The sequence below is a fragment of the Amycolatopsis sp. NPDC051071 genome (assembly GCF_040682875.1).
Classification (GTDB): Bacteria; Actinomycetota; Actinomycetes; order Mycobacteriales; family Pseudonocardiaceae; genus Amycolatopsis.
The window spans coordinates 65,938-91,357 of the sequence record NZ_JBFBBY010000018.1 but is presented as its reverse complement, the minus strand read 5'-3'; the positions used below and the strand labels follow the sequence as shown (position 1 = coordinate 91,357).

Annotated in this window: 30 protein-coding genes and 1 pseudogene; 13 read left to right on the top strand and 18 right to left on the bottom strand. The window is 68.4% G+C overall.

All coding sequences use genetic code 11. From position 1 onward, the window contains the following. Positions 1–207: 207 nt before the first annotated feature. A complete protein-coding gene (lgt, locus tag AB0M65_RS09490) occupies positions 208–1,299 on the bottom strand; it encodes a prolipoprotein diacylglyceryl transferase (protein ID WP_364024022.1) in 1,092 nt (363 codons plus the stop codon). A 29-nt stretch (positions 1,300–1,328) separates the two neighbouring features. After that, positions 1,329–2,498 carry a M20 family metallopeptidase gene (locus AB0M65_RS09485; protein WP_364024019.1) on the bottom strand — a complete coding sequence of 390 codons (1,170 nt, stop codon included), beginning with the start codon at positions 2,496–2,498 and terminating at the stop codon, positions 1,329–1,331. Between the two features lie 844 nt (positions 2,499–3,342). Between AB0M65_RS09485 and AB0M65_RS09480 the strand changes: the two genes are divergently transcribed. Both AB0M65_RS09480 and AB0M65_RS09475 read left to right on the top strand, forming a co-directional pair. Beyond that, positions 3,343–4,518, top strand: coding sequence for a SagB/ThcOx family dehydrogenase (locus tag AB0M65_RS09480; RefSeq protein WP_364024016.1), 1,176 nt, complete (start codon positions 3,343–3,345; stop codon positions 4,516–4,518). Between the two features lie 12 nt (positions 4,519–4,530). Continuing rightward, on the top strand, positions 4,531–5,811 hold the full coding sequence (locus AB0M65_RS09475) for an MFS transporter (protein ID WP_364024013.1): 1,281 nt from the start codon (positions 4,531–4,533) through the stop codon (positions 5,809–5,811). 65 nt (positions 5,812–5,876) lie between these two features. Here AB0M65_RS09475 and trpA read toward each other — a convergent pair whose 3' ends face one another. The 5 genes from trpA to AB0M65_RS09450 all read right to left on the bottom strand — a co-directional run bounded on the left by trpA (position 5,877) and on the right by AB0M65_RS09450 (position 11,002). Continuing rightward, positions 5,877–6,668, bottom strand: a complete 792-nt coding sequence (trpA, locus tag AB0M65_RS09470; protein WP_364024010.1) for a tryptophan synthase subunit alpha — start codon at positions 6,666–6,668, stop codon at positions 5,877–5,879. Then, on the bottom strand, positions 6,665–7,894 hold the full coding sequence (trpB, locus tag AB0M65_RS09465) for a tryptophan synthase subunit beta (RefSeq protein ID WP_364024007.1): 1,230 nt from the start codon (positions 7,892–7,894) through the stop codon (positions 6,665–6,667). The genes trpA and trpB overlap by 4 nt, the downstream gene beginning before the upstream one ends. After that, positions 7,891–8,700: an indole-3-glycerol phosphate synthase TrpC gene (trpC, locus tag AB0M65_RS09460; RefSeq protein ID WP_364024004.1), complete on the bottom strand. Its 810-nt coding sequence runs from the start codon at positions 8,698–8,700 to the stop codon at positions 7,891–7,893. Before trpC ends, trpB begins: the two co-directional genes overlap by 4 nt. A 192-nt stretch (positions 8,701–8,892) precedes the next feature. After that, positions 8,893–9,447, bottom strand: a complete 555-nt coding sequence (locus tag AB0M65_RS09455; protein ID WP_364024001.1) for a Trp biosynthesis-associated membrane protein — start codon at positions 9,445–9,447, stop codon at positions 8,893–8,895. Then, positions 9,440–11,002 carry an anthranilate synthase component I gene (locus AB0M65_RS09450; RefSeq protein WP_364023999.1) on the bottom strand — a complete coding sequence of 521 codons (1,563 nt, stop codon included), beginning with the start codon at positions 11,000–11,002 and terminating at the stop codon, positions 9,440–9,442. Before AB0M65_RS09450 ends, AB0M65_RS09455 begins: the two co-directional genes overlap by 8 nt. A 96-nt stretch (positions 11,003–11,098) precedes the next feature. Here AB0M65_RS09450 and AB0M65_RS09445 point away from each other — a divergent pair, with 96 nt between their 5' ends. From AB0M65_RS09445 to AB0M65_RS09435, 3 genes are all read left to right on the top strand, one after another. Then, positions 11,099–11,704, top strand: coding sequence for a TetR family transcriptional regulator (locus AB0M65_RS09445; RefSeq protein WP_364023996.1), 606 nt, complete (start codon positions 11,099–11,101; stop codon positions 11,702–11,704). A gap of 560 nt (positions 11,705–12,264) precedes the next feature. Further along, positions 12,265–13,053 (top strand): DddA-like double-stranded DNA deaminase toxin, encoded by a 789-nt coding sequence (locus tag AB0M65_RS09440; protein ID WP_364023993.1) that lies wholly within the window; start codon positions 12,265–12,267, stop codon positions 13,051–13,053. Continuing rightward, positions 13,050–13,463 (top strand): Imm1 family immunity protein, encoded by a 414-nt coding sequence (locus tag AB0M65_RS09435; protein WP_364023990.1) that lies wholly within the window; start codon positions 13,050–13,052, stop codon positions 13,461–13,463. Before AB0M65_RS09440 ends, AB0M65_RS09435 begins: the two co-directional genes overlap by 4 nt. A 500-nt stretch (positions 13,464–13,963) precedes the next feature. On the opposite strand, the gene AB0M65_RS09430 is transcribed toward AB0M65_RS09435, so the two are convergent. Genes AB0M65_RS09430 through hisF form a run of 4 tightly spaced genes read right to left on the bottom strand, consistent with a single transcriptional unit; the run spans position 13,964 to position 15,834 of the window. Beyond that, positions 13,964–14,326 (bottom strand): DUF1304 domain-containing protein, encoded by a 363-nt coding sequence (locus tag AB0M65_RS09430; RefSeq protein WP_364023987.1) that lies wholly within the window; start codon positions 14,324–14,326, stop codon positions 13,964–13,966. Continuing rightward, a complete protein-coding gene (gene hisI, locus AB0M65_RS09425) occupies positions 14,323–14,685 on the bottom strand; it encodes a phosphoribosyl-AMP cyclohydrolase (RefSeq protein ID WP_364023984.1) in 363 nt (120 codons plus the stop codon). The genes AB0M65_RS09430 and hisI overlap by 4 nt, the downstream gene beginning before the upstream one ends. Then, a complete protein-coding gene (locus AB0M65_RS09420; RefSeq protein WP_364023981.1) occupies positions 14,675–15,064 on the bottom strand; it encodes a hypothetical protein in 390 nt (129 codons plus the stop codon). Before AB0M65_RS09420 ends, hisI begins: the two co-directional genes overlap by 11 nt. Next, positions 15,061–15,834: an imidazole glycerol phosphate synthase subunit HisF gene (gene hisF / locus AB0M65_RS09415; RefSeq protein WP_364023979.1), complete on the bottom strand. Its 774-nt coding sequence runs from the start codon at positions 15,832–15,834 to the stop codon at positions 15,061–15,063. Before hisF ends, AB0M65_RS09420 begins: the two co-directional genes overlap by 4 nt. Positions 15,835–15,872: 38 nt before the next feature. Between hisF and AB0M65_RS09410 the strand changes: the two genes are divergently transcribed. From AB0M65_RS09410 to AB0M65_RS09390, 5 genes and pseudogenes are all read left to right on the top strand, one after another. After that, a complete protein-coding gene (locus AB0M65_RS09410; RefSeq protein WP_364023976.1) occupies positions 15,873–16,307 on the top strand; it encodes a TetR family transcriptional regulator in 435 nt (144 codons plus the stop codon). 90 nt (positions 16,308–16,397) lie between these two features. After that, a complete protein-coding gene (locus tag AB0M65_RS09405; RefSeq protein WP_364023974.1) occupies positions 16,398–16,907 on the top strand; it encodes a SigE family RNA polymerase sigma factor in 510 nt (169 codons plus the stop codon). After that, positions 16,904–17,899: a hypothetical protein gene (locus tag AB0M65_RS09400; protein WP_364023971.1), complete on the top strand. Its 996-nt coding sequence runs from the start codon at positions 16,904–16,906 to the stop codon at positions 17,897–17,899. The genes AB0M65_RS09405 and AB0M65_RS09400 overlap by 4 nt, the downstream gene beginning before the upstream one ends. A gap of 78 nt (positions 17,900–17,977) precedes the next feature. Further along, a pseudogene (locus AB0M65_RS09395) lies at positions 17,978–18,082 on the top strand (zinc-binding dehydrogenase); the annotation flags it as partial. Between the two features lie 72 nt (positions 18,083–18,154). Continuing rightward, positions 18,155–18,541: a PPOX class F420-dependent oxidoreductase gene (locus AB0M65_RS09390; RefSeq protein WP_364023968.1), complete on the top strand. Its 387-nt coding sequence runs from the start codon at positions 18,155–18,157 to the stop codon at positions 18,539–18,541. 73 nt (positions 18,542–18,614) lie between these two features. On the opposite strand, the gene AB0M65_RS09385 is transcribed toward AB0M65_RS09390, so the two are convergent. From AB0M65_RS09385 to hisH, 3 genes are all read right to left on the bottom strand, one after another. Further along, positions 18,615–18,962 carry a DUF1330 domain-containing protein gene (locus tag AB0M65_RS09385; protein ID WP_364023966.1) on the bottom strand — a complete coding sequence of 116 codons (348 nt, stop codon included), beginning with the start codon at positions 18,960–18,962 and terminating at the stop codon, positions 18,615–18,617. Positions 18,963–19,041: 79 nt separating this feature from the next. Then, entirely contained in the window at positions 19,042–19,779 is a 738-nt protein-coding gene (gene priA, locus AB0M65_RS09380) for a bifunctional 1-(5-phosphoribosyl)-5-((5-phosphoribosylamino)methylideneamino)imidazole-4-carboxamide isomerase/phosphoribosylanthranilate isomerase PriA (RefSeq protein WP_364023963.1), read from the bottom strand. Positions 19,780–19,788: 9 nt separating this feature from the next. Then, entirely contained in the window at positions 19,789–20,412 is a 624-nt protein-coding gene (hisH, locus tag AB0M65_RS09375; protein ID WP_364024044.1) for an imidazole glycerol phosphate synthase subunit HisH, read from the bottom strand. Positions 20,413–20,547: 135 nt separating this feature from the next. Here hisH and AB0M65_RS09370 point away from each other — a divergent pair, with 135 nt between their 5' ends. Further along, entirely contained in the window at positions 20,548–20,727 is a 180-nt protein-coding gene (locus AB0M65_RS09370; protein ID WP_364023960.1) for a hypothetical protein, read from the top strand. Positions 20,728–20,799: 72 nt separating this feature from the next. After that, positions 20,800–21,972, top strand: coding sequence for an acyl-CoA dehydrogenase family protein (locus AB0M65_RS09365; protein WP_364023954.1), 1,173 nt, complete (start codon positions 20,800–20,802; stop codon positions 21,970–21,972). Here the strand turns inward: AB0M65_RS09365 and AB0M65_RS09360 are convergent. From AB0M65_RS09360 to AB0M65_RS09350, 3 genes are read right to left on the bottom strand one after another with little or no spacing between them, the layout of a single operon-like run. Then, positions 21,939–22,418: an NUDIX domain-containing protein gene (locus AB0M65_RS09360; protein WP_364023951.1), complete on the bottom strand. Its 480-nt coding sequence runs from the start codon at positions 22,416–22,418 to the stop codon at positions 21,939–21,941. The two genes, AB0M65_RS09365 and AB0M65_RS09360, sit on opposite strands and share 34 nt — an antisense overlap. Positions 22,419–22,427: 9 nt before the next feature. Next, complete coding sequence (locus tag AB0M65_RS09355; protein ID WP_364023948.1) at positions 22,428–23,318, bottom strand: transketolase; 891 nt, start codon at positions 23,316–23,318, stop codon at positions 22,428–22,430. A gap of 4 nt (positions 23,319–23,322) precedes the next feature. Further along, complete coding sequence (locus AB0M65_RS09350) at positions 23,323–24,015, bottom strand: transketolase (RefSeq protein ID WP_364023945.1); 693 nt, start codon at positions 24,013–24,015, stop codon at positions 23,323–23,325. A gap of 52 nt (positions 24,016–24,067) precedes the next feature. On the opposite strand from AB0M65_RS09350, the gene soxR reads away from it, so the two are divergent. Beyond that, positions 24,068–24,529, top strand: coding sequence for a redox-sensitive transcriptional activator SoxR (gene soxR / locus AB0M65_RS09345; protein ID WP_364023942.1), 462 nt, complete (start codon positions 24,068–24,070; stop codon positions 24,527–24,529). A 238-nt stretch (positions 24,530–24,767) separates the two neighbouring features. Here the strand turns inward: soxR and AB0M65_RS09340 are convergent, their stop codons facing one another. Beyond that, positions 24,768–25,337 (bottom strand): TetR family transcriptional regulator, encoded by a 570-nt coding sequence (locus AB0M65_RS09340; RefSeq protein WP_364023939.1) that lies wholly within the window; start codon positions 25,335–25,337, stop codon positions 24,768–24,770. Positions 25,338–25,420: the final 83 nt, after the last annotated feature.

The following is a 25,420-nucleotide window of genomic DNA, read 5'->3' as shown; positions in this document are numbered from 1 at the left end:
CGCGCGGGACCTGTGGACGGATCATCTCGAAGCCACTCTCGATGTCGCGGTTGTCCTATGGGGACCCCTCATGACGCGCGCGGGGGGCCTCAGGTAGGGAGAGAGGCCTTCACGGCGTAGGGCGTGCTCCCTGAAGGAATGAAGGTCGAGTTTCCTCGGCTGAGCCGAGGGAAGGGGGCCTTCACGCGCGCGGAATGCGGTGAAGCGCTACTTTTCGGGGTCCTCGGTCGCCTTGTCCGCGGCCGAGTCCCGGACGGTGTCCGGAGCCGCCCCCACCTCCGCGTGTTCCACATCGGCCACATCGGCGGCAGAAGCAGAAGCAGCGGAATCGGAAGCGGAAGCGGAATCAGAAGTAGCGGAAGCAGCAGGAGAAGCGGAGTCAGGCGAGTCCGATTCCCGCGGCACGTCCTTGCTCCACAACGTTTCCGGCAGCTCCCGCGGCCCCCGCTTCGCGGCCAGCACGAAGTAGACGATCCCCGCGATGAGCAGCAGGAGCGCGACCCACGCGTTGACCCGCAGGCCGAAGACGCGGTTCGCGGCGTCGGTCCGCATCAGCTCGATCCAGAACCTGCCCGCGGTGTAGCCCGCGACGTAGAGCGCGAACACGCGGCCGTGGCCGAGGCGGAACTGCTTGTCCGCCCAGATGATCAGCAGCGCGACGCCGAGGTTCCAGATCAGTTCGTAGAGGAACGTCGGGTGCACCGGGCTGTCCGCCAGCGGGATGTGCCCGATGGCGACACCGTTCAGGAAGTCGTTCGGGTCGGTCACGTTGATGCGCTGGTAGATCTCCAGGCCCCACGGCAGATCGGTATGCGCGCCGTAGAGCTCCTGGTTGAAGTAGTTGCCGACCCGGCCGATGGCCTGCGCGATCACGATGCCCGGCGCGAGGGTGTCGGCCATCGCGGGCAGCGGGATGCCCCGGCGGCGGCAGGCGATCAGCGCGCCGACGGCGCCGAGTGCGATCGCGCCCCAGATGCCGAGGCCGCCGTCCCAGATCTTCAGCGCGTTGAGCGGGTTCTTGCCCGCGCCGAAGTACAGCTGGTTGTCGGTGATGACGTGGTACAGCCGCCCGCCGACCAGGCCGAACGGCACCGCGAAGACGGCGACGTCGATGACGGTGCCCTTCGTGCCGCCCCTGGCGACCCACCGCCGCTCGCCCAGCCAGATCGCCACGATGATGCCGGCGATGATGCAGAGCGCGTAGGCACGGAGCGGGACCGGTCCGATATGCCAGACGCCCTGGTCGGGGCTGGGAATGGTCGCGAGGAACGCTGCCGAGGCGGTATTCACGCAGGCCACCGTAGCGCCTCTTCCACGTTTTGGGAGCGTCAGCCCTCGACGGCGGCCGAATAACCCGCGATCAGCGCAGACGCGACGTGCCCGACGGCGGCGTCCGGCGGCAGGAAAAGCTCGTCGTGCAGGCTCGGCGCGCCGGCGGTGTCGCCAAGGCCGACGAACATCATCAGGCCGCGTGTCACGCCACAGTAATGCGCGAAATCGTCGGCGCCGAACGACCGGAATTCGGTGTCGACGCCCGCCCCGGCACGGACGAGCCGCCGCTGTGCGCGCAGGGCGAGACCCGGATCGTTGTGCAGTACCGGTTCGCACGGGGTGATCTGCAGTTCCGCGCCGCAGCCGTGTGCCTTCGCGGTGCCGTGGACGACTTCGGCGAGCCCTTCGAGCGCGCGTTCGCGGTCTTCGGCACGCATCAGGCGCAGTGAGCCGAACGCGCGGGCCTCGTTCGGGACGACGTTCGCCGTCGTCCCCGCCTCGATCCGGCCGACCGAGCAGACCGCGCCGAACACCGGGTCCACCCGGCGGCTCGCGAGCTGCTGCAGGCTGACCACGATCTGGCTGAGCGCGAGGATCGGATCCCGCAGCAGATGCGGGTAGCCGGCGTGCCCGCCCTGGCCGCGCACGATCACGTCGAACTCGTCGGTGGAGGCGTTGACCGGTCCCGGCACCGCCGAGACGACCCCGGCGGCGAGCCGTGGCTGGACATGCGCGCCGATGGCCGCGTCCACGCCGTACTCACTCAGCAGCCCGGATTCCACGATGTCCAGCGCGCCGGACGGCGAAGTCTCCTCACGCGGCTGCAGGACGGCGAGGATCGGCCGCGGGACCCCGATGACGGCGGCCGCGCGGCAGGCGGCGACCAGTGCGGCCAGGTGGACGTCGTGCCCGCAGGCGTGCATCAGCGACGTCTCCGAGGCCCACGGCGCCCCGGTGCGTTCGGTGACCGGCAGCGCGTCGAGTTCGGCACGGAGCACCACGGCCGGTCCCGGCCCGGTGCCGGGGAACAGCACGGCTCGGCCGGTCTTGGCGACGCGGACACCCTCCCCTGTGCCCAGCGCTTCGAGCACGGCCCGCGCGGTGTCCTCTTCGTCTCCCGACGCCCGCGGATCGGCGTGCAGCCGGTGGCGCAGCTCGATCGCCGACGGCAGCTCCGCCTCGACTGCGGCCTCCCATCGGTCCTGCAGCCCGTCCAGTTCCGTCATGGCCCCTCCAGCCCGTACACCCGTTCGGCGTTGCGGTGGCCGACCAGCGCCGCCATCCGCCGTGCACGGTGCCGAGGTGGTACAGCTCGGCGAGCCCGAACACGTCCGTGGAGAACAGCAGCTACCCGAACGGCACCAGATTCATTGTCTCGCGATGATCGCGGGCGCGCCCACCGCACCGGAACCGACGTCGACGGCGTTCGCCGGAGATTCCGGCGTCGCACCGTTTTCCGCGGCGTCACGCCGGGCCGATCGGTGTGCTGTAGTCGCGGTATTCCCGCCCTGCCGCACAACGTCAAGCCGCGAGTTATTTGTTGAAGTATCAAGAGTTCCGGCCGGAAGCGGACCGAGCCGATCGCACGACCGAATATGCGGGGCCTGCCGGGAAATCGGCCACAATGGACTGTGCACCGGAATTGGCGGCCACCAGGTCTTCATCGAGAACCGGGAAGAACGGGTAGCACTTTTGAAGAAGACATCCCTATGCGGTGGGTCCACCATTGGAGGACCGCAGCCACCGGCCGCAGGAAATGCGACAAGAGGATCCGGCTGAGGAGAGACAACAAAAGGAGGTGACTGAAGATGAAGCTCACGATCAAGGTGCAGCGCACCGAACTCCCGGTCAAGAAGATGCTGCTTTGTTCCCACACCATCTGATCGACTGAACCGCCGATGGCCTATATCGGCGGCGCAGTCGAGTCGTGGCGGCCCATCGGATCGGCTTGAAATCAGGCCGATCGTCTCCAGCGATGACCGCCGGCTTCGATGAGACCACTGCGGAGGGGTCGACTACCCTCGGCCCCTCCGCAGTGTACATGTGTTGTGTCCAAGGAGGAACAGGACGATGGAGCTGCGACGCGCCCGCTCCCTGGTGGGGTATTGGGTGGACGGGGACCTGGTCCTCGACGATTATCTGGCGGTCACTCCCGAAGACGGGGAGAAGCAGGGCATCGCCGTCGACGGCACGGCCGTCGAGATCCTCAACCGGTTCGAGGAATGGACCGATCCCGACTCTGTGACCAGGGATTTCAATGGCTACGACCCCGCCTCCGTCGCGGAGGCCGTCGAGGCGCTCGTCGATGCCGGCCTCCTGCGAACCAAGGAAGAGGCCGCCGACGAAGACCTCGTGCTCGACAAATGGAGCTCATGGGGACCGTCGGCGCGGTTCTTTCACTTCAGCACCAAGGACACCGCGTACATCACGCATGAAGGCGCCGCCACCGACACCGAGGTAGCGGCATGGCGCGTGGCCGCCCGCACGGAAATCGAGGAGAGCGGCCCGCCGCCCGAGCCTTTCTCTCGCCGTCCCGACGCGAAGCGCATCAGGCTGACACGGGCCTTCCTGCCACTGCAGCGCGATTTCGGCGATGTACTGCTTTCCCGCCGGACACACCGTCATTTCACGACGGACACGGTCCCGCTGCGGAGCTTTTCCACCATTCTCCACTACACGTTCGCGCCGATGCATTTCATCGACGCCGGTGTGCTGGGCACGCTGACTCTGCGGACCAGTCCCTGTGGAGGAGCGAGGCACGAGAGCGAATGCTACATCGTCGTCCGCAACGTCGAATCCATTCCGCCCGGGCTTTACCGGTACTCGCAGGACGACCACAGTCTCGAAGTGGTCTCGCAGGAATTCGGTGACGAGGAACTGAACCGGCTCGTCTTCGGGCAGCGGATGATCACCACGGCCGGGTTCGCCGTGTTCCTCACCCTGAACGTCCACCGCGCGATGTACAAATACCGCAATGCGCGGATGCTCCGGACGGTTCTGCTCGACACCGGGCACCTCGCCCAGACCTTCGCCCTGTGCACCACCGCGGTCGGTCTTGGGCCGTCACAGAACGACGCCTTCCGTGACACCGAGCTGGAAGCCGCGCTCGGCATCGACGGCGCGGGCGAGACGGCGCTGTACGTCCTCGGCGCCGGCGTCCCGGCACGCCGGGCCGACGGCCTTCCGGTGAGTGACACCCCGGAGGAGATCGAGCGCCAGATCGCCGAGGGTGCCAAGAACCTGTAGAGGAGGACCGAGGTGTCGGTCAAACCGGCGGACGGCGAGGCGGTACGCGGCGACGAGTCGCTGCGTACCGTCCAGAGGCGGGTGATCCGCTCGCTTCTGCTCGTCCAAGCCGTCTTCTCGCTGATGTTCGCGATGGCGGGGCCGCTGATCTCCTTGATCGCCGAGCGGCTGACCGGCTCGGCGGGCAAGGCCGGGCTCGCCCAGGCGATGATCTTCTGCGGGGCGGTGGTCTTCAGTGTTCCGCTGGCCGCGCTGTCGATGGACCGCGGACGGCGGTCAGGGATCGCGGCAGGCTATCTGACGGGTGCGACAGGCGCCGCGGCCGTCGTCCTCGGTGCGGCGTTCTCGAGCTACGTTCTGTTGCTGGTCGGCGCCGTCTCCTTGGGGGCGGCACTGGCCGCGGGCGCGCAAGCCCGTTACGCGGCGACGGATCTCGCCTCGGCGGACCGGCTGGGCAGGTCGATGGGTGTGCTCTCGTGGAGCTCCATAGCCGCCGCCGTCCTCGGCCCGGCGTTGACCGGTGCCTTCGCCGGGATCGGCCGTGATGTCCTGCCGGAATTCTCGGGGCCGTATGTCGCCATCGCGGCCGGGCTCGCCATCAGCGGTGTGCTGGTCTTCGTCACGCTCCGGCCGGATCCGCTGCTGCTGGCCAGATCTCTCGACCGCGAGACGAAGGTGGCGCGGCCGAAATTCCGCACCGCGCTGGCCGCGGTCGCCGTCAATCCGCCCGTGCGGCGCGCCGTCCTCGCGCTGATGATCGTGCACGCCACGATGATCTCGCTGATGAACATGGCCTCCATCCATCTGGACCACGGCGCGGCGACCCTCGCGACGATCGGTGTCGTGATCAGCGTGCACACCGCGGCGATGTTCCTTCCGGGGCCGGTGGTCGGTTACCTGAGCGACCGGATCGGCGCGCACCGGATGCTGCTCATCGGGCTCGCGCTGGAGGTGGCCGCCGCGATCACGCTCGCCGCCGCTCCCGCGCACGATCCCTTCCTGGTCGGCCTCGGACTTCTCCTGCTCGGCGCGGGGTGGTCCGCCGGTTACCTCTCCGGCTCGGTGCTGCTCACGGCGTCCACCCAGAGCGGTATCCGGACGCTGGTCCAGGGCGCCGCCGACTTCCTCGTACTCCTCACCTCCGCCTGCGGCGCGCTGCTCGCCGGTGTCATGGTCGCCATGTGGGGCTACGGCGGGCTTTCCCTTTTCTGGGGCGCCGTGGTGGCGATCGTTTTCGTCCGGATCGCCACCACGGCCCGCCGCACCTCGCCGGAACAGCCCGGCAAAGTGTGATACGACGCAGCGAAGGGCCCTTCACCGCGTCGCACTCGGTGAAGGGCCCTTCGGCTCACGTCAGATCAAGCGGGGGTGACGGTCTTGCGCACCCCTGCGGCCAGTTCGGCCGAAAGCTCCCGAACCGCGTCCAGTCCGCTCGCGGCCGCGGTCACCAGCGCCGAGCCGACGATGACGCCGTCGGCGAATCCGGCGACCTGCGCCGCCTGCGCGCCGGAACGGACGCCGAGACCGACGCCGATCGGCAGGTCCGTATGCGCCCGGGTCCGCGTCACCAGGTCCTCGGCGTGCACGCCGACCGCGTCACGGGCACCGGTCACACCCATCACCGCGGTGGCGTAGACGAAGCCCGAAGAGGCCTTGACGGTCTTCGCGATCCGCTCCTCCGAGGAGGACGGCGCGACCAGGAAGATCCGGTCCAGGCCGTGCTGCTCGGACGCGGCCATCCACTCGTCGGCCTCGTCCGGGATCAGGTCAGGGGTGATCATCCCGAGCCCGCCCGCCGCGGCGAGGTCCCGCGCGAACACCTCGACGCCGTAGCGGTGCACCGGGTTCCAGTACGTCATCACGACGGCCTTGCCGCCGCGTGCCGAAACCGACTCGACGACCTCGAACAAGTGCTTGAGCCGGAAGCCGCCGGAAAGCGCGCTCACCGACGCGGCCTGGATGGTCGGGCCGTCCATCACCGGGTCCGAGTAGGGCACGCCCACCTCGACCAGGTCGGCGCCGCCGTCGACCACCGCGGCCAGCAGGTCCTTGGACCCGTCGACCGTGGGGAAGCCGGCCGGAAGGTACCCGATCAGCGCGCCACGGCCTTCCGCGCGTGTCTTGGCGAAGACCTCGTCCAACCCACTCATGCGTTCTCCACCAGGCCGAAGTACTTCGCGGCGGTGTCCATGTCCTTGTCGCCGCGACCGGACAGGTTCACCACGATCAGCCCCTCGGGGCCCAGTTCGCGGCCGAGCACCAGCGCGCCTGCCAGCGCGTGCGCCGACTCGATCGCCGGGATGATGCCCTCGGTGCGTGAAAGCAGCTTGAACGCGTCCATCGCCTCGGCGTCGGTGACCGGCCGGTACTCGGCGCGGCCACTGTCCTTGAGCCACGAGTGCTCTGGGCCGACGCCCGGGTAGTCCAGGCCTGCCGAGATCGAGTGCGACTCGACGGTCTGGCCGTCGTCGTCCTGCAGCAGGTATGTCATCGCGCCGTGGAGGTTGCCCGGCGTGCCCTTGGTCAGCGTGGCGCCGTGACGGTTGCCCTCGATCCCCTCGCCGCCCGGCTCCAGCCCGACGAGCCGGACCTCCGGGTCGTCGATGAAGCCGTGGAAGATACCGATCGCGTTCGATCCGCCGCCGACGCAGGCCGCGACGACGTCCGGCAGACGTCCGGCCTGCTCCAGGATCTGGGCGCGGGCCTCCTCGCCGATGATCTTGTGGAAGTTCCGCACCATCATCGGGAACGGGTACGGTCCCGCCGCCGTGCCGAACAGGTAGTGCGTGTCCTCGGCGTTGGTGACCCAGTCACGCAGTGCCTCGTTGATCGCGTCCTTGAGCGTGCGCGAACCGGTCTTCACCGGGATGACCTCGGCGCCGAGCAGCTTCATCCGCGCCACGTTCAGCGCCTGCCGCTCGGTGTCGACCTCGCCCATGTAGACGATGCATTCGAGGTCGAGCAGGGCGCAGGCGGTGGCCGTGGCCACCCCGTGCTGCCCGGCCCCTGTCTCGGCGATGACCCGCTTCTTGCCCATCCGCTTGGTGAGCAGTGCCTGGCCCAGCACGTTGTTGATCTTGTGCGAACCGGTGTGGTTCAGATCCTCGCGCTTGAGGAAGACCCGCGCGCCACCGGCGTGCTCGCCGAAGCGCTTGGCCTCGGTGAGCAGCGACGGGCGGCCGGCGTAGTCACGCAGCAGACGGCGGAACTCGTTGACGAAATCGGGATCGGTCCTTGCCTTCTCGTACTCGGCCGCCACCTCGTCGACGACGCCGATGAGCGCCTCGGGCATGAACCGGCCGCCGTACGGGCCGTAGTAGCCCCGCTCGTCCGGGTCGTGTTTGCCGTGCGGCTCCTCGCTGTATTCGGTGGTCATCGAGAAGGCCTCGGGCAAGCGGGGTGCGATCCGGCAGTGACAAGCTTGACCAGGGCGCCCTTCGGGTCACCGGAGGCGACGAGCCCTTCGCCCACGAGGACGGCGTCAGCGCCGTGACCCGCGTAGGACATCAGGTCACCGGGGCCACGGACACCGGACTCGGCGATCTTGAAGACGTCCATCGGCAGACCGGGGGCCAGCCGCGAGAAGACGTCCCTGTCGACCTCGAGGGTGTGCAGGTTGCGGGCGTTGACGCCGATCACCTTCGCGCCGGCTTCGAGGGCCTTGTCGGCCTCCTCGGCGTTGTGGATCTCGACCAACGCGGTCATCCCGAGGGATTCCACCCGGTCCAGCAACGCGATCAGGGCGTTCTGCTCCAGCGCCGCCACGATCAGCAGGACCATGTCCGCGCCGTGCAGCCGGGCCTCGTGGACCTGGTACGGGCTGACGATGAAGTCCTTGCGCAGCACCGGGATGTCGACCGCCGCGCGGACCGCGTCGAGATCGGCGAGCGAACCGCCGAACCGCCGCTCCTCGGTCAGCACGCTGATCACCCGGGCGCCACCGTCGGCGTAGTCCTTCGCCAGCGCGGCCGGATCCGGGATCTCGGCCAGGTCACCCTTGGACGGGCTGCGCCGCTTGACCTCGGCGATGACGCCGATACCGGACTCACGCAGTGCCGCGAGCACGTCGCGGGGAGGTGCGACCTGGGTCGCACGCTTCTTCAGTTCGTCGAACGGCAGTGCCGCCTCGCGCACGGCGAGATCGGCGCGGACGCCGGTGACGATGTCTTCGAGCACGCTCACGCCGACACCCTCACCGCTGTCGTATTTACGGATTCCTTCGCAAGGTCGCTCACAAAAACCTTCCCCTTCCCGCCGAAACGATGCTAACCCCCGCACGAATACGGCCTGGTTCCGGGTATGACCGTTACTCCGAATGCCAACCGTGTCATCTTTCGCGGAAAAGATCTCCGAAACCGGTGTTTTCCGCGGCCCTCACCGGGTCGCCGTGGGATCTTCGCCTTCGGACAGCGCCTCCCACAGCTCGGTCTCGGGATCTTTGGCGGCCCGTTTCGCCGACGGCGCCGAGTACTTCGCGCCGAGGCGTGGCATCCGGCCCGCGCCCTTGACGGCTGCCAACCCGCCGGCGGCCACGAGAATTCCCCCGAGGATCGCCAGCCCGCGGGCTCCCACCATCTGGGTGACGGGAAGCCCGTCGGCGAAACCGGTGAACGAGCCACCCGCCACACCGATCCACACCGCGGCAACCCCCGCCACAGCGAGCACCACCCCGAGTACCCGGCGTGGCCAGCCGCCGGTGGCGATCAGCCCCGCCGTGCCCGCCAGCGCCAGCAGCGCGAGCGGAATCAGCGCGATCGCCCGCTGTGACCCGATTTCGGTGTACAGCACCGTGCCGCGCACGCCGCCGTCGCGGAACTCCGCGAACCACACCAGTTGCGAGGCCCCCCACAGCGCGACCGCGCCCAGCAGCAGGCCCACCACGGCGATCCAGAGTGGACGCTTGGCCTTCTTCGCCGAGATCTCAGACACGAGCGCTGTCACCGGCCGGGTCGAGTTCGTCCGCCGCGATCATCGTCTGCGCCGCCGCGACGGCCGAGAGCACCGTGCGCGCCTTGTTGAGCGACTCGGTGTCCTCGTAGTCCGGCACCGAATCGGCGACCACGCCGCCGCCGGCCTGGACGTAGGCGACGCCGTCCTTCATCAACGCGGTGCGGATGGCGATCGCGGTGTCGGCGTCCCCGGCGAAGTCGAGGTACCCGACGACACCGCCGTAGAGCGCCCTGCGGGTCGGCTCCAGCTCCTCGATGAGCTGCATCGCGCGGACCTTCGGCGCACCCGAGAGCGTCCCGGCCGGGAAACAGGCGGCGACGGCGTCGAAGGCCGTCTTGTCGTCGAGGAGTTCGCCGGTGACCGTGGAGACGATGTGCATGACGTGGCTGTAGCGCTCGACGTCGAAGAAGTCGACGACACGCACGGTGCCCGGTTTGCAGACCTTGCCGAGGTCGTTGCGGCCGAGATCGACGAGCATCAGATGCTCGGCGCGTTCCTTCTCGTCGGCGAGCAGGTCCTTGGCGAGCTGCGCGTCCTCCTCGGGGTCGGCGCCGCGCCAGCGGGTGCCCGCGATCGGATGCGTGGTCGCGCGGCCGTCCCGGACGGTGACCAGCGACTCGGGGCTGGACCCGACGATGTCGAAGCCGTCGAGCCGCACCAGGTACATGTACGGGCTCGGGTTGGACGTGCGCAGCACCCGGTAGACGTCCAGCGCGTCGGCCCGCGTCTCGATCTCGAACCGTTGCGACGGCACGATCTGGAACGCTTCGCCCGCCTTGATCGCCTCGACGGCCTTCTCGACCGCGGCGTGGAACTCCGGCTTGGACCGGCGGCGGATGAACTCGGGTGCCGGGCGGTCGAACACCGCGGCGGTGGCCGGCGCCGCGACGTGCAGCTGCTTGGTCATCGCGTTGAGACGGGCGACGGCGTCGTCGTACGCGGCGTCGACGCGCTCGGCCGAGTCGTCCCAGTTGACGGCGTTGGCGATCAGCGTGACCGTGCCCTCGTGGTGGTCGAAGGCGGCCAGATCGGTCGCCAGGACCATGGTGAGCTCGGGGATGTCGAGGTCGCGCTCGGCGAGTTCGGGGAGCCGTTCGAGCCAGCGGACGGCGTCGTAGCCGATGTAGCCGACCATCCCGCCGGTGAGCGGCGGCATCCCGGGCAGCTGTTCGGTGTGGAGCGCGGCGACGGTCTCACGCAGCACGGTGAGCGGGTCGCCCTCGGTCGGCAGGCCGACCGGCGGGGTGCCCGTCCAGACGGCCTTGCCGTCACGCACGGTCAGGGCGGCCGGGCTGTCGACACCGATGAACGACCATCGGCTCCAGGAGGCGCCGTTCTCCGCCGATTCGAACAGGAACGTCCCCGGCCGGTCGGCGGCGAGCTTGCGGTAGACCCCGATGGGGGTCTCACCGTCGGCGAGCACGCGACGGACAACGGGAATGACGCGACGGCCCTCGGCGAGCGCGCGGAACTCGTCGCGCGAAGGGCTGACCGAGCCGAGCCCCGGAGAGCTGGCGTTTGCGGCGCTGACCATGTCGCTCATTGTGCCGCTACGGCCGGGCGAGCCCGGGACCGGGGGATGAATTCAAGACTTGTTGAATTTTGCGCCGCGTCCGTTCATGATGACGCCATGGCTGCTGAAGACACTACAACGCGGCGCCGGGGGCGGCGGCCCGGTGGACAGGACACCCGCACCGCCCTGATCGAGGCGGCACGCGCGGTGTTCGGCGAAAGCGGCTTCGACGGCGCGACCGTACGCGCGATCGCGACCCGCGCCGGGGTCGACGCGGCGATGGTCAACCACTGGTTCGGGAGTAAAGAAGGTCTCTTCGCCCAAGCCGTCCTGAAACTCCCCTTCGACCCGCACGAACTCCTCGCGGAACTGACGAACGGCCCCGACGACGAATTCGGCAGGCGGATCGTGCGGACCTTCCTCACCCGATGGGACGGCGCGGGCGGCGAAGTGTTCCAGGCGCTCGTCCGCAGCGTCGCCGGGCACGAGCAGGCGGCGCTGGTGCTGCGTAGTTTCTTCCAGAACTTCTTCACGAAGATCATCGGCGGGCTGGGCTCGGACCGCGTCGAACTGCGGACGTCACTCTGCGCTTCCCAGCTGGTCGGGATGGGGCTGGTGCGGTACGTCGCGAAGTTCGAGCCCATGGCGACGAGTGAGATCGAGCCACTGGTAACGGCGATCGCGCCGACGGTGCAGCGCTACCTGACCGGGGACATCGACTGACTCCTCGCGGTTGTGGCGCCACCCTGCTCGCCTGAAGTACAGGAAGGAGTCCTTCTGGCTGTGGAGAGCGGGGAGCCAGAGGTGTTCGCCCAAGGTCCGACGTCTAGCTCTATCGATGCGACGGTATGTCCGAACCTCACCGAGACGGGTATCGGTCACTTCCGCGTCTGGGCGATCGAGGGCAAGACTTCGACCCTGCGGGCTAACGCGGATTTCTGTCTTGGGCGCTTCCTGCCGGGCAGGGAGAACGCCGGAGTGGTAGCGCGGGCGCTCGACACGGACGCGAAGGTTCGTAGGCTCTGCGTAGCGTCCGAGGTTTCCCGGTTGATGCAGTGGGAGTGGCCGACGTCGCTACAGGTCGCCGACGACCCAGCTACGGCGCCTGACGCGACGAAGCTTGCTGCGAAGCTCGCGAAAGAGGCGGTTGACCCGATAGGACAGCGAATCCCGCTGGATTGCCGGGTGGTTGCTTCAACGGCTAGCCCCGGTTCTCGGCTGACCTGCTCCCTCTGTCAGACCCCGTGTCATGATCCAGGGCACGGGGAGACAGGGGGTGCGGCTTGAGCGATATCGAAGCAGTCGCCGCAGCGCTCGCCGCCGCCGTCACGTCCATTGAGCAGGCAGAGCAGGCAACGCAGGAAGCCGCCGGAGGCTTCGGAGAGTCCGCCTTGCAGCTTGGGCAGGCTGTCTACGGAACCGGTAACCCTGAGATCGGCGCCCTGCCGGGGTTGTACGACGGACTACGCCAGTCCGCAGAACAAGCAGTCAGCCACTTAAGGACCGTGAAGGCGAGCATCTCGGCATATCTGGACGGGATCGGCGCATCGGCGAAACCTGCAAACACCGAGTTCACAGAGTCGAAGCGTGAAGATGGCCCCCGCGGCCGGCGTGGTGTGCGCACCACAACCACGCAGAAGAAACCCGATCCGGTCTCGCAAGACCGCGTGGACGAGCTAAGGCAAAATCTTCCGCCGCGTGTCGACCGTGGGGAGGGGCAAAAGACACACGGGCAGTGGGTCACGGACTCGGGCGAAGGGGAGCCCTGGCACATCGTGAGCGGTCGTGACGACATGGAAGCCGCAGCCGTCCAGTTCTTCAAGGACCAGGGCGCCCGGCGGATGCCTTCCACCACTGCCGACGTCGAGGTCAAACTAGCCGTTCACATGCAAAACAAAGGCATCAGCAGCGCGACCGTCGCCGTCAACAACGAAGTGTGCAAAGGCCCGTTCGGCTGTGAAACCCTGGTCCCTAAGATCCTGCCCCAAGGAAGCGCGCTCACCGTGTACGGGACCACACCGGACGGAACACCGATCGGAACCACCTACCTCGGACAGAGAAAGAAGCCATGATCGAAGCTTGGTACGACGGCAACGCGACTGGAGCGACCACGGTCACCACTGCGGCCGACCTCGACCGCGTTCTAGACACCGTAGCGGCCATGACTGGGCCGACGCTCGCCGAGCTGTACACCGATGGCGACCCGGAGAAATCATGGCTTGAGATCGGCCTACACGGCGAGCGGGCAAGCCTGCGCTACGTGGGTGACGACGCACCGAACGGAGCGCACTCGAAGGGCGGCACCTTCTCGCTCCCGCCGGGTGCAGAGGTTCTCTACTACTTCATGAACAATCCTCGCGAGTATCCAGACGACGCGGAGATCCCCGTGGACGTCGCACGGAAGGCCGCACACGACTTCCTCACCTCCGGCGGGCAACGGCCGTCCGGCGTGAACTGGACAGAGCAAGAGGGCCCGCTCTAGAGCATCGCGCTTCGCTCGACGCGAACAAGCGTTCGAGCCGGGTGCATAATCGGCTCATGCTCGACACCGGAGACACCACGTCACCGGGGCCGATGTGGTTGCACATGGTCCGGCCCGCCCAAACCTGTCTGGGTGGATCTCAGCACCATTTACCGGCCTCCGAAGACCGCCACGACCGTGACGGACGGACTCGACCTCACAGTCAAAGTACCCGGCCTCTTGAGCATGTGGAGGGCAACGACGGGCCATTGGGTGGGGTGGGTCACCTTCGCGATGGAGGGTGACTCTCAGACGCAATGGGTCGTCTCGGACGCGCTGGGCCCGACTAAAGCCCGCACCCCGGGACCCGCACAGCAGAAGGCTCCCACCTGCACAAAGGCAGGGGCCAACGGCTTGTGTACCGGTACACGCTGCTGGGGCTGCTGGGGCAAAGGGTGCGGTCCGGAGGCCCCTGATGCACCGTTGGCTCTAGAACCCGAAGTGCCACTCACGAGGCGGGGTCAGCCCGCGAGCAAGACAGCGATCAGCGCCAGCGTGCCGGGAACCACCTGCACGAAGAAGATCCGCTTGCTCGCCGTCGCCGTCCCGTAAAGCCCGGCCACGATCACGCAGGCGAGGCCGAAGATCTTGAACTGCCAGGCGGTGCCGCCGGTCGCGATCAGGCCCCAGATCAGCGCGGCGGCCAGGAAACCGTTGTACAGGCCCTGATTCGCCGCGAGCGGCGCGCTCTCCTTCGCGAATTCTTCGGTGGTGCCGAAGGCTGCGCGGGCACGCGGGGTGGTCCACAGGAACATCTCGAGCACGACGATGTACAGGTGGATCAGGGCGACGATCCCGACCAGGATGCCGGCGACGACGCTCACGGGTTCTCGCTCTCGTCGGCCAGCAGCAGCCGATCGTCGGTGTCGAAACAAGTGTGCGTGCCGGTGTGACAGGCCGGGCCGGTCTGGTCGACGCGCAGCAGGACGGTATCGCCGTCGCAGTCGATCCGCACCTCGCGTACGTGCTGGACATGGCCCGACGTCTCGCCCTTGACCCACAGTTCCTTGCGGCTGCGTGAATAGTAGGTCCCGCGCCGGGTGGTGAGGGTGCGTTCCAGCGCCTCGTCGTCCATCCACGCCATCATCAGCACGTCCGAAGTGGAGTGTTCGACGACGACGGCGGCGATCAGCCCGTCGGCGTTGCGCTTCAAGCGGTCCGAAAGGGCGGGATCAAGCGTCATTCTTGGCTCCGTGGAGGTGCCGTTTCACCGGCATCGAGTTCAGCAGTACCACCGCGTAGATGTACCCGGCGAACATGAGGCCGGAGGCGATCTTCACCAAGGTGAGTTGCGCCGCCAGCAAGAGGATCGCGTGCAACAGACCGAAAAGGAAGCTCACCGCGAACCCGGCGAACCGCGCCGAGGGCATCTTCAGCACCAGGCCCGCCACGACGAGACCGCCGAGGACCACCGCCGTCACCGGCAGCAGGAACGACCGCGCCGTGGAATACGGCGCGAGCATGAGGAACCCGGCCACGACGACATAAGCGAGCCCGAGGCCGAGCAGCAACGCCGAGACGACCTTGACCTCGGCGGAGGCCTTCCAGTTGTTCGGGATCACCGGACCACGACTCCCCCGGCGCGCAGGGCACCCTTGACCTCACCGATCTTCAACTGTCCGAAGTGGAACACGCTGGCGGCGAGCACCGCGTCCGCGCCCGCTTCGACGGCGGGCAGGAAGTGTTCGAGCGCGCCCGCGCCGCCGCTGGCGATCACCGGGACCCGCACGGCCTTCCGCACCTGGGTCAGGAGTTCGAGGTCGAAACCGTTCTTGGTGCCGTCGGCGTCCATCGAGTTGAGCAGGATCTCGCCGACGCCGAGTTCTTCCCCGCGCGCGGCCCATTCGACGGCGTCGATCCCGGTGCCGCGGCGGCCGCCGTGCGTGGTCACTTCGAAACCGGACGGCGTCGGCTCGGTCCCTTCCGGGACACGGCGCGCGTCCACCGACAGTACGACGCACTGCGCGCCGAACCGCCGGGACGCCTCACGCAGGAACTCCGGCCGCGCGATGGCGGCGGTGTTGATGCTCACCTTGTCCGCGCCGGTGCGCAGCAGCCGGTTGACGTCGTCGTTCGTGCGCACGCCACCACCGACGGTGAGCGGGATGAACACCTGCTCGGCGGTCCGGCGGACGACGTCGAAAGTGGTCTCGCGGTCTCCGGAGGACGCCGTGACATCGAGGAACGTGAGCTCGTCGGCGCCCTCGGCGTCATACAGACGGGCGAGCTCGACGGGGTCGCCGGCGTCGCGCAGGTCGGCGAAGTTGACGCCCTTCACCACACGGCCCGCGTCGACGTCGAGACACGGGATGACCCTGACTGCGACAGACATGGGGACAAGCGTAGTCAAGGGCGTTCTAAGCTCGCGGAATGGCACAGGCGGGGCGACGGCCGGGGCAGACCGAGACGCGGGAGGAGATCCTCGACGCGGCACGGCGCCGATTCGCCGAACAAGGGTACGACGGGGCGACCGTACGCGGCATCGCTGCCGACGCCGGGGTCAACGCCGCGCTGCTGCACCATTTCTTCGGCACCAAACAGAGGCTCTTCGCCGCGTCGATGAACCTGCCGGTCGATCCCGGCGAGCTGGTCCCCCGCATCCTCGACGGCCCCGGCGACGAGATCGGCGAACGCCTCGTCCGCGCTTTCCTCAGCCTCTGGCAGGCACCGGAAGGCCGCGCGCCGTTCCTCGCGATGATCCGGTCGGCGACCACGAACGAGCAGGTCGCGACCATGATGCGGCAGTTCCTGGAGCGGGCGATACTGGCGCGGGTCGCGCAGTACTACCTGACCGCGCCGCGGTGATCGTCTTCACCGAGAAAGTTCCGCTGCCGATGCATCAGCCGAGTGGTCTCGTGCGTCACTAGAGCGAGACCACCGGCTGAGGGGGAACACGTGCCCGCGACCTTCGACGAGTTCGTCGTGGATCGCCTGGACGGGCTCCTGCGCTACGCGACCGTCCTGACCGACGATCCCTACCTGGCGCAGGACATCGTGCAGGAGGTACTGCTGCGCGCTCAGCAACGCTGGCCGAAAATCGACTCACCGCCGACGTACGTCCGCCGGATGGTGACCAACGAGTACCTGTCGTGGCGGCGGCGCCTCGCCCATCGCCGGGTGGTGACGTCCTCGCCGGAAATGCTCGATCTGGTGAGCCCGCCGGTCTCGGATCATTCCCTCGAGTACGACGAACGCGACGCGATGCTGGCCAGGCTCGCGAAGCTCCCGCGGAAGCAACGCGCCGCGGTGGTGCTCCGCTACTACGAGAACTACTCCGACGAGGAGATCGGCGCGGTGCTCCGCTGCGCGACGTCGACCGTGCGCAGCCAGATCTCGCGCGCGCTCGCCACGCTGCGGGAAACCGGCCCGGCCACGTCTGTCCAGCCCACGGGAGCCCGCAAATGACCCGACTGAGTGATGAGAACACCGAGAACCTGATCCGGGAGAGCCTCGACCATCTGGCGACGCGGGCACCGGACGGGGACGAGATCCGCGAAGTGCTGGCGGGCACCGGACGGGTACAAGCGCGGCCGAAGCTGGCCTTGGCGCTGGTCGCGGCGGCGGTCGCGGTCATCGCCCTCGGGGTGCCGCTGGGGCTGCGGGCCTTCACCGCCGTTCCCCCCGCCTCGCCACGCAACGCCGACTGGTCCGCACTGCCGTACACGCCGGGCTGGCTGCCGGACGGGTTCAAGGAGATCCGCCGGGGCGCGAAGCCGTTCCCCGCACCGCAGACGCGGGCCTGGAGCAACGGCGACCTGGGGCAGATCGAGCTGACCAGCACACCACTGGACGACGACCGGGCCGGGAAGTGGACGATCGCCCCCGCGCCGAACCAGATCATCGTGCACGGCAGGGTCGGCATGGTCTCCGAGGTCTACGGCAACGTGCCGATGCTGACCTGGTCCCCCGACGACACCTACCTGCTGAGCTTGACGTTGTTCAACGTGCGGGACGCGCGCGACGTCGGACAGCGGATCGCCGACGAGATGGTCCAAGACGGACGAAGCCGTGTCTCCGGCGAGCTTCGGTTCGGCGGGTTGCCCGCCGGCCTGGAGTTGTCGGGGGTGAGCACGTACATGACGACCACCGGGGGCAAAACCGAACTCGAAGCCACCCTCGCCGGGCAGCCCACCGCGGCGGCGGTCGTCAAGGCGTCGCTCGGTGGCGAGCGCCCGGACACCGACGGGGCGGAACCGGTCCCCCTCAAGGTCAGGGGCGTCGACGGTCTCTATCTCCCCGCACGGGACGGGCGGCTCGGGCACCAGGACGAAACGATCGCCGTCCAGGTCGACGGCGGACGGTGGCTCACCGTCTCGGGCAAACGGGACCGCGCCACCCTGCTCGGCATCGCCGACGGTTTGCAGATCGTCCGCGGCGACTACAGCTGGTACGGGTGAGAACCGGAATAGTCACGGACGGGCGCAGTACGGCGAAGGGCTCGCCAAGCGCGTACGCGACATCGCACCGAAGGCAAGCTCATCCTGCCGATCGCCCGGGTCTACCCCCTCGCCGAGGCGGCGGCCGCCCAGGACGAGAGCGAAGCAGGCCACGTCCGCGGCAAGCTCGTCCTGGTTCCGTGAGCTTTCCGGGCGGCCGCTATGCCGGGCCGCGGGTGGTCCGCGGCGGCCGCGAGATCGTCTTATGCTCTCCACATGGGATCGGAGTTCGAGCGGCTCGCCGCCGAGAAGTACGTCGTGCTGACCACCTTCCGCAAGGACGGCACCCCGGTGCCGACGCCGGTCTGGGCGGCGGGCGACGGCGGCGAACTGGTGCTCTGGTCCGAGCGGAAGGCCGGCAAGGTCAAACGCATCCGCAACAGCGGCCGGGTCGAGGTCCAGGCCTGCGACCTGCGCGGGAAGACCACCCACGGCGACGTCGTCGCGGGTGAGGCGCGGCTGCTGGACCTCGGCGGGACCGAGCACGTGCGCAAGGTGATCGCGCGGAAGTACGGCGTCACCGGGCGGGTGACGATGTTTTTCAGCAAGCTGCGGGGACCGAAGGACCGGACGGTGGGGATCGCGGTCAAGCTGGCGGAGTAAGCAGCCTCAAGTACAGGAAGGCCCCCTTGCTTGCGCCTGGCGCAAGGAAGGGGGCCTTCCTGTACTGGGGAACTCAAGCGTTCTGCAGTGCCCGTAGCCCGGCGGCGAAGGCGGCCGAGTCGTGGTCCGGCCCGCACCCGTCGACCAGGAGCAGGTCTCCCGGGATGTGGTCCGCCCGCAGGTGCAGGATCGCCTGGTAGGCGGGCGAGTCGTACCACTCGCGAGCGGCGTCGAGATTCGGGAACTCGATGAGCACCAGCGAACCCGACCACTCCCCTTCGACGACCTTGACCTCGGCACCGTGCACGAGGAACTTGCCGCCGAAGGGGTCGAGTGTGGCCTGGATGCGCTCCATGTACTCGAAGACCTCTTCCGCCATCACACCGGCGGGGCGAAGGTGGGCGAGTCCGTACGCGGTCATGATGTCCTCCCAGATTCGGTGTTCTGGAAGGAATCCTGACCGAAGACGCGGACGACGTCGATTACCCGGGAGGTAAAGCTCAGAACTCCGCGACGGCCGCGAGCGCCTCGGGCAGGGTGAACGCGCCGGCGTAGAGCGCCTTGCCGACGATCGAGCCTTCGACACCGTCGCGAGCCAGGGCGGCCAGCGCGCGAAGATCGTCCACACTGGACACGCCGCCGGAGGCGATGACCGGCGCGTCGGTGCGGGCGGCGACCTCGCGGAGCAGGTCGATGTTCGGGCCCTGGAGGGTGCCGTCCTTGCTCACGTCGGTGACGACGTAGCGCTGTGCGCCATCGCGGTCGAGCCGGTCGAGGACCTCCCAGAGGTCGCCGCCGTCCTGCGTCCAGCCGCGCGCCGACAGCCGGTGCCCGGCCTCGGTGATCCGCACGTCGAGCCCGATGGCGACGCGGTCGCCGTAGGAAGAGACGACCTTCGCGGTCCACTCCGGGTCCTCCAGCGCCGCGGTGCCGAGGTTGACGCGGCGGGCACCGGTGGCGAGGGCGGCCTCCAGCGAGGCGTCGTCGCGGATACCGCCGGACAGCTCCACCTGGACGTCCAGCTTCCGGACGACCTCGGCGAGCAGTTCGCGGTTCGAGCCCTTGCCGAACGCGGCGTCGAGGTCGACGAGATGAATCCACTCGGCCCCGTCGCGCTGCCAGGCGAGCGCCGCCTCCAGCGGGCTGCCATAGGAGGTTTCGGTGCCGGCCTCGCCCTGGACGAGTCGGACGGCCTGGCCATCGGCCACATCAACGGCGGGAAGGAGCGTGAAAGTCACGCGCACACTCTAAGCGAGGGTGCGCAGCCAGTTGCGCAGCAGGTGGGCGCCCGCGTCGCCGGACTTCTCCGGGTGGAACTGCGTCGCCCACAGCGGGCCGTTCTCGACGGCGGCGACGAAGTCCTGACCGTGGTTCGACCAGGTGACCTTCGGCTGCTGCCCGGCCAGCCCGGAGTCCAGTTCCCAGGACCGCGCCGCGTAGGAGTGCACGAAGTAGAACCGCGTGTCCGCGTCGAGACCGGCGAACAGTTCCGAGTCCTCGGGCGCGCGGACGGTGTTCCAGCCCATATGGGGCAGGACGTCGGCCTCCAGCCGGTCGACCGTGCCCGGCCACTCACCGGTGCCCGCCGCCTCTTCGCCGTGCTCGACACCGCGTTCGAACAGGATCTGCATCCCGACGCAGATGCCGAGGACGGGACGCCCACCGGCGAGACGCCTGCCGATGATCTTCTCCCCCGACACCGAGAGCAGCCCCTCCATGCAAGCGGAGAAGGCGCCGACACCCGGGACGACCAGGCCGTCGGCTTCCAGCGCGGCATGCGGGTCCGCGGTGACCTCGACGTCCGCGCCGGCGCGCTGGACAGCGCGTTCGGCGGATCGGAGATTGCCGGACCCGTAGTCCAGGATCACCACGCGAGGAGTAGCCACGCGGACCAGGTTAGCGGACCGGATTTTTCCCCGATCCACTGTTTCAACCGTCACTCGTCTGGGTATCTACCCCGCCGAGTGAAAGGTCGGCGCGGAGGCGCTTGCACTTCTGGAGGAACGATGCGGGAAGCCGACGAACTGACCGGCCTGCTCCAAGCGTGGCGCGAGGACATCGACAGCGTGCCTTTCCCTACATTCGCCGAGCTACTGATCCCGGCGCAGAAGCAGCGCTCGGCGCCGAGCCATGTGACCACGGCATCGGTTCAGGTGACGAAGACCACCGGATGGTCCGACATCTGACACCCGACTCCGGTCCCGTGTGTGGTTTTCTTTCCTGAAGAACGCCGCACCGAGACGACCAGGAGTGACCGCATGAGCAGCAGCCCGGATCCGCGCGACTTCCTCGATCTCGACGCCGAGCTCTCCGAGGAAGACCGGGCCATGAGGGACGCTGTTCGCGCGTACGCGCACGACCAGCTCCTCCCGAACGTCGCCGAGTGGTACGAGACCGGCGAGCTGCCCGCCGCCGAACTCGCCAAGGGCTTCGGCAGGCTCGGCCTGCTCGGCATGCATCTGGAGGGTTACGGCTGCGCCGGGACCAGCGCGGTCGCCTACGGCATCGCGTGCCGCGAACTGGAGGCCGTCGACTCCGGGCTGCGCAGCTTCGTCTCCGTCCAGGGCTCGCTGGCGATGTACGCGATCCACAAATGGGGCACCGAGGAGCACAAGCAGGAGTGGCTGCCGCGGATGGCCGCCGGTGAGGCGCTCGGCTGCTTCGGCCTGACCGAACCGGACGCGGGCAGCGACCCGGGCAGCATGCGGACCCGCGCGGTGCGCGACGGCTCCGACTGGGTGCTGAGCGGCACCAAGATGTGGATCACCAACGGCACCGTCGCCGACGTCGCGGTCGTCTGGGCGCAGACCGACGACGGCGTCCGCGGCTTCGTCGTCCCCACGGACACCGCGGGTTTCACCGCGAACGAGGTCAAGCACAAGCTGTCACTGCGGGCTTCGCTGACCGCCGAGCTCGTCCTCGACGGTGTCCGCCTGCCGGAGTCGGCGGCGTTCCCCGAGGTCCGGGGCCTGCGTGGGCCGCTCTCCTGCCTCAACGAAGCGCGCTACGGGATCCTGTTCGGCGTCGTCGGCGCCGCGCGGTCCTGCTACGAATCCGCGCTCGAATACACGCTGTCCCGCGAGCAGTTCGGCAAACCGCTCGCCGGCTTCCAGCTGACCCAGCGCAAACTCGCCGACCTCATCGTCGAGGTCAACCGCGCCGGGCTGGTCGCGCTGCGGATCGGACGGCTCAAGGACGCCGGCACGCTGCACCACAACCACGTCAGCTTCGGCAAACTCGCCAACGTCCGGTCCGCGCTGGAGGTCGCCAGGACCGCCCGCGCGATGCTGGGCGCCAACGGGATCTCGCTGGAGTATCCGGTGATGCGGCATATGTCGAACCTCGAAACCGTGCTGACCTACGAAGGCACCGAAGAGATGCACGCGCTCTCACTGGGTCAGTCGGTCACGGGGATCGCCGCCTTCCGCTGAGCGGAAGTCGCGCTGTCCTCCCGCGCCACCAGGAGATCCGCGAGCCCGTCCGGGTACAGGATCGCCTTGCCGCTCAGCACCTCGGCCATCGGGAGCCAGTGCACGCGCGCGTTGTCGTCGTCGAGGACGACGCCGACCTCGTCGCGCTCGTAGAACGCCTTGTCGGCGAGCTCGGCGGTGAACAGGAACACGATCTCGTGCGCCGGCCGGTCCTCGAAGGTGAACACGTTCTCCAGCACGGCGATCTGGTCGACCGCGGTCAGCTTCGCCTCGAGTTCCTCCTGGAACTCGCGGTGGAGCGCCTCGACGGCGGTCTCCCCGAACTCGATCCCGCCGCCGAGCGGACGGTGGTAGGTCTCCCCCTTGACGTCGTCACGGCCCTCGAACACGAGCAGATCGTCGCCGCGGCGGATGACTCCGAGCGCGAGCGGGCGAATAGTGGACATCCCCCGAAGCTAGCGGAGGAATTCCTTGGCCGACAAGGCGATCGAACCCGCGTCGAGGCCGTGTGCGAGGTCGTGGTCGGCCAGTTCGCCGTAGATCCGCACTTCGGCGTCGCGCCGGACACCGAGTGAGAGCAGCCGGTGCGGTGTCTCGGGCAACGCGTCCGACACCGCGTGCGCCGACGTCCCCGCGAGGTACGGCTCGACCAGCACGACGTCGGTGGTGCCCGCCGCCGCGACCGCCGAGCGCAGTCCGGCGGCGTCGAACGGCCGGATCGTCGAGGTGTAGAGCACGGTCACGTCCAGGTCGGCGGTCGCCTCCATGACCCTGTCGAGCATCGGGCCGACGGCCACGACGACGCCGCGATTTCCTTCGCGCAAGGTCTGCAGGCCAGCACCCAGATGGGGTTTCGCGTTCTCCTGCGCGGAAAGCCGGAGGTAGACGCGCCCGTTGCCAGGGATGGACTCCAGCAGCAGCCGCCGCGCCTCCTCGGGATGCCCCGGTACGTGGATCATCCAGCCCGGCAGCGTGTCGATGAGGGCGACGTCGCCTGGCGCCTGGTGTGTCCGCCCGGCCGTGGGCATGTCGTAGGACGCGCCGGAGGACACCAGCACCGCGCCGACGTCCTGGTGCCCGAGGTCGAGTTTGACCTGTTCGAAGGCCCGCTCCACGAGGAACGACGAGAAGGTGTGGACGATCGGGCGCATCCCGGCCAGCGCCAGCCCGCCGGCGGTGCTCATCATCAGCTGTTCGCGGATGCCGACGTTGAGCACGCGGTCGGGATGCTTGCGGGCGGCGAAGGCCAGCTGCGCGGCGGAGATGTCGGCGAGGACGACGGCCACGTTCGGGTCGGCGTCGAGGACCTCGGCGGTGGCCTTGAGGAAGGTTTCACGCATGTCCATGGGTTCAGGCCTTTCGCTCGACGGTCGCGACCACGACGAGCGGCCGGTCCGGATGAGGTGCGGTGAACGCGTCGTGGAGCGCGTCGTGGTCACGGCCGTCGACGGTGCGGGTCGCCCAGCCTTCGACCTCGAACCGGCGTGCGATCCCGCCCGGCCAGCCGTGGGTGGCCGACGTGTTGTCGACGACGACGGCGGTCAGCTGCGCCATCCCGGCGCGGGCGGCCACCGCGATGGCCTCTTGGTTGGAGCCCTCGTCGAGTTCCGCGTCGCCGACGAGTGCGACGACCTTGGCGTCGCGGAATCCCTTGGCGCGCAAGCCGTACACGGTGCCGATGGCGAGCGGGAGACCGTGGCCGAGTGAGCCGCTGGAGATCTCGGCGCCGGGCAGCCGCGCGCGATCGGGGTGGTGCCCGAGCCGCGATTCAGCCGACGTCCAGTCGGCGAGTTCGTCTTCGTGGAGGAAACCCTTTCTCGTCAGCACCGCGTAGTAAGCCATCGGGCCGTGGCCCTTCGACAGCAGGAAGCGGTCACGGCCAGGATCGCGGAAGGTCTCCGGCCTGATGTCGAGCACGCGGTCGTAGAGCACCCACAGGACGTCCACAGTGGACTCCGCCGCGGCCTGGTGTTTCTCGTCCCCGGTCATCAACGAGATCAGCCTCGGCAGATCCTCGTAGCCGGTCTTCGTGTCGGTGGTCATCAACCGAGCGTGCAACCTCGACTTAAGTCGAAGTCAAGGCTAGCCTGGCGACGTGACGAGATTGGCTGAACACCTGAGCATCGGACAGGTCGCCGACCGCAGCGGCGTGCCCCATACGGCTTTGCGTTTCTACGAGGACAAAGGGCTGATCAGCTCGGAGCGTTCGGCGGGCAACCAGCGACGGTACGCGCGTTCGGTGCTGCGCCGGATCGCCTTCATCCGGGCCGCGCAACGCGTGGGGCTCAGCCTCGACGACATCAGCTCGGCCTTGGCGACCCTACCCGACGACCACGCGCCCACGAAGGCCGACTGGGCCCGGCTTTCCCGCGGCTGGCAGGACGAACTGGACGCGCGGATCGACGCATTGCAGCGCCTGCGGGACAGGCTGACCGGCTGCGTCGGCTGTGGTTGCCTGTCCCTGCGCGGTTGCGGGCTCTACAACGCCGACGACCAGATGTCCCGTTTCGGCCCCGGAGCGGGGAAACTGCGCCCGGCTTCCGAGGGCGGCTTCTGAATCCCGCCTTTAAGCACGCGTGTTACGCCTTCAAGCACGCGAGTTCCGCCCTCAAGCACGCGTGTTACGCCTTCAAGCACGCGTGTTACGCCCTCAAGCACGCGTGTTACGCCTTTAAGCACGCGAGTGCGGGATCTGAGCACGCCCGACTCGGGACACTGGACCAGGCCGTTGTTCCTCAGCAGTGACAACGTGTTCACGGTCGCGTGGATCGCGGCGCCTGTCTTGACCACATCGGTCACGAGCGGCGGCGCGGGCGGTTGTAGAGCTTGCGGCCGACGGTGAGCAGCGTTTCGCGCAAGGTTTCGTCGTCGAGGGAGGCGACCTCGATCGAGCCACCGGCGACGGCGATCCCAGCCAGCAGCACCTGGGCGGTCACGATCGCGGTGACGTCCGGATCCGGGCCGACCAGAATCTCCAGCAGCCGGTTCTTGAAGCTCTCCGAACTGTGCACGGACTTCTCGATCGCACGGGCGATGCCGGGATCGCTGGAGAACAACGCGACCAGCGCGCGGTGCTGGACGACGAGATCGACGAAGCCGTCCAGCAGATGGTCGATCTGCGCGCCGCGGGTGCGCTGGGCGCGGGCGTCGTCGACGATGCCCTCCAGCTCGCGCAGCACGGGCTCGGCGACGGATTCGGTGATCTCCGCCTTCGTCTTGAAGTGGTAGTACACGGCCGCTTTGGTGACCCCCAGCGCGTCCGCGATCATCTGCAGCGAGGTGCCTTCCACGCCGTGTTCGGTGAACAACCGCAGCGCCGTGTTGAGCAACCGCGTCCGGGTGTCCTCCGCGTGGACGACGTCCATGATCCCTCCTCATTCAGCCGTCGGAGGTTACGTCAAGCGTAGCCGCAGAGCCAAACGGGTACTAGCCGTGCGGCTAGTCACAT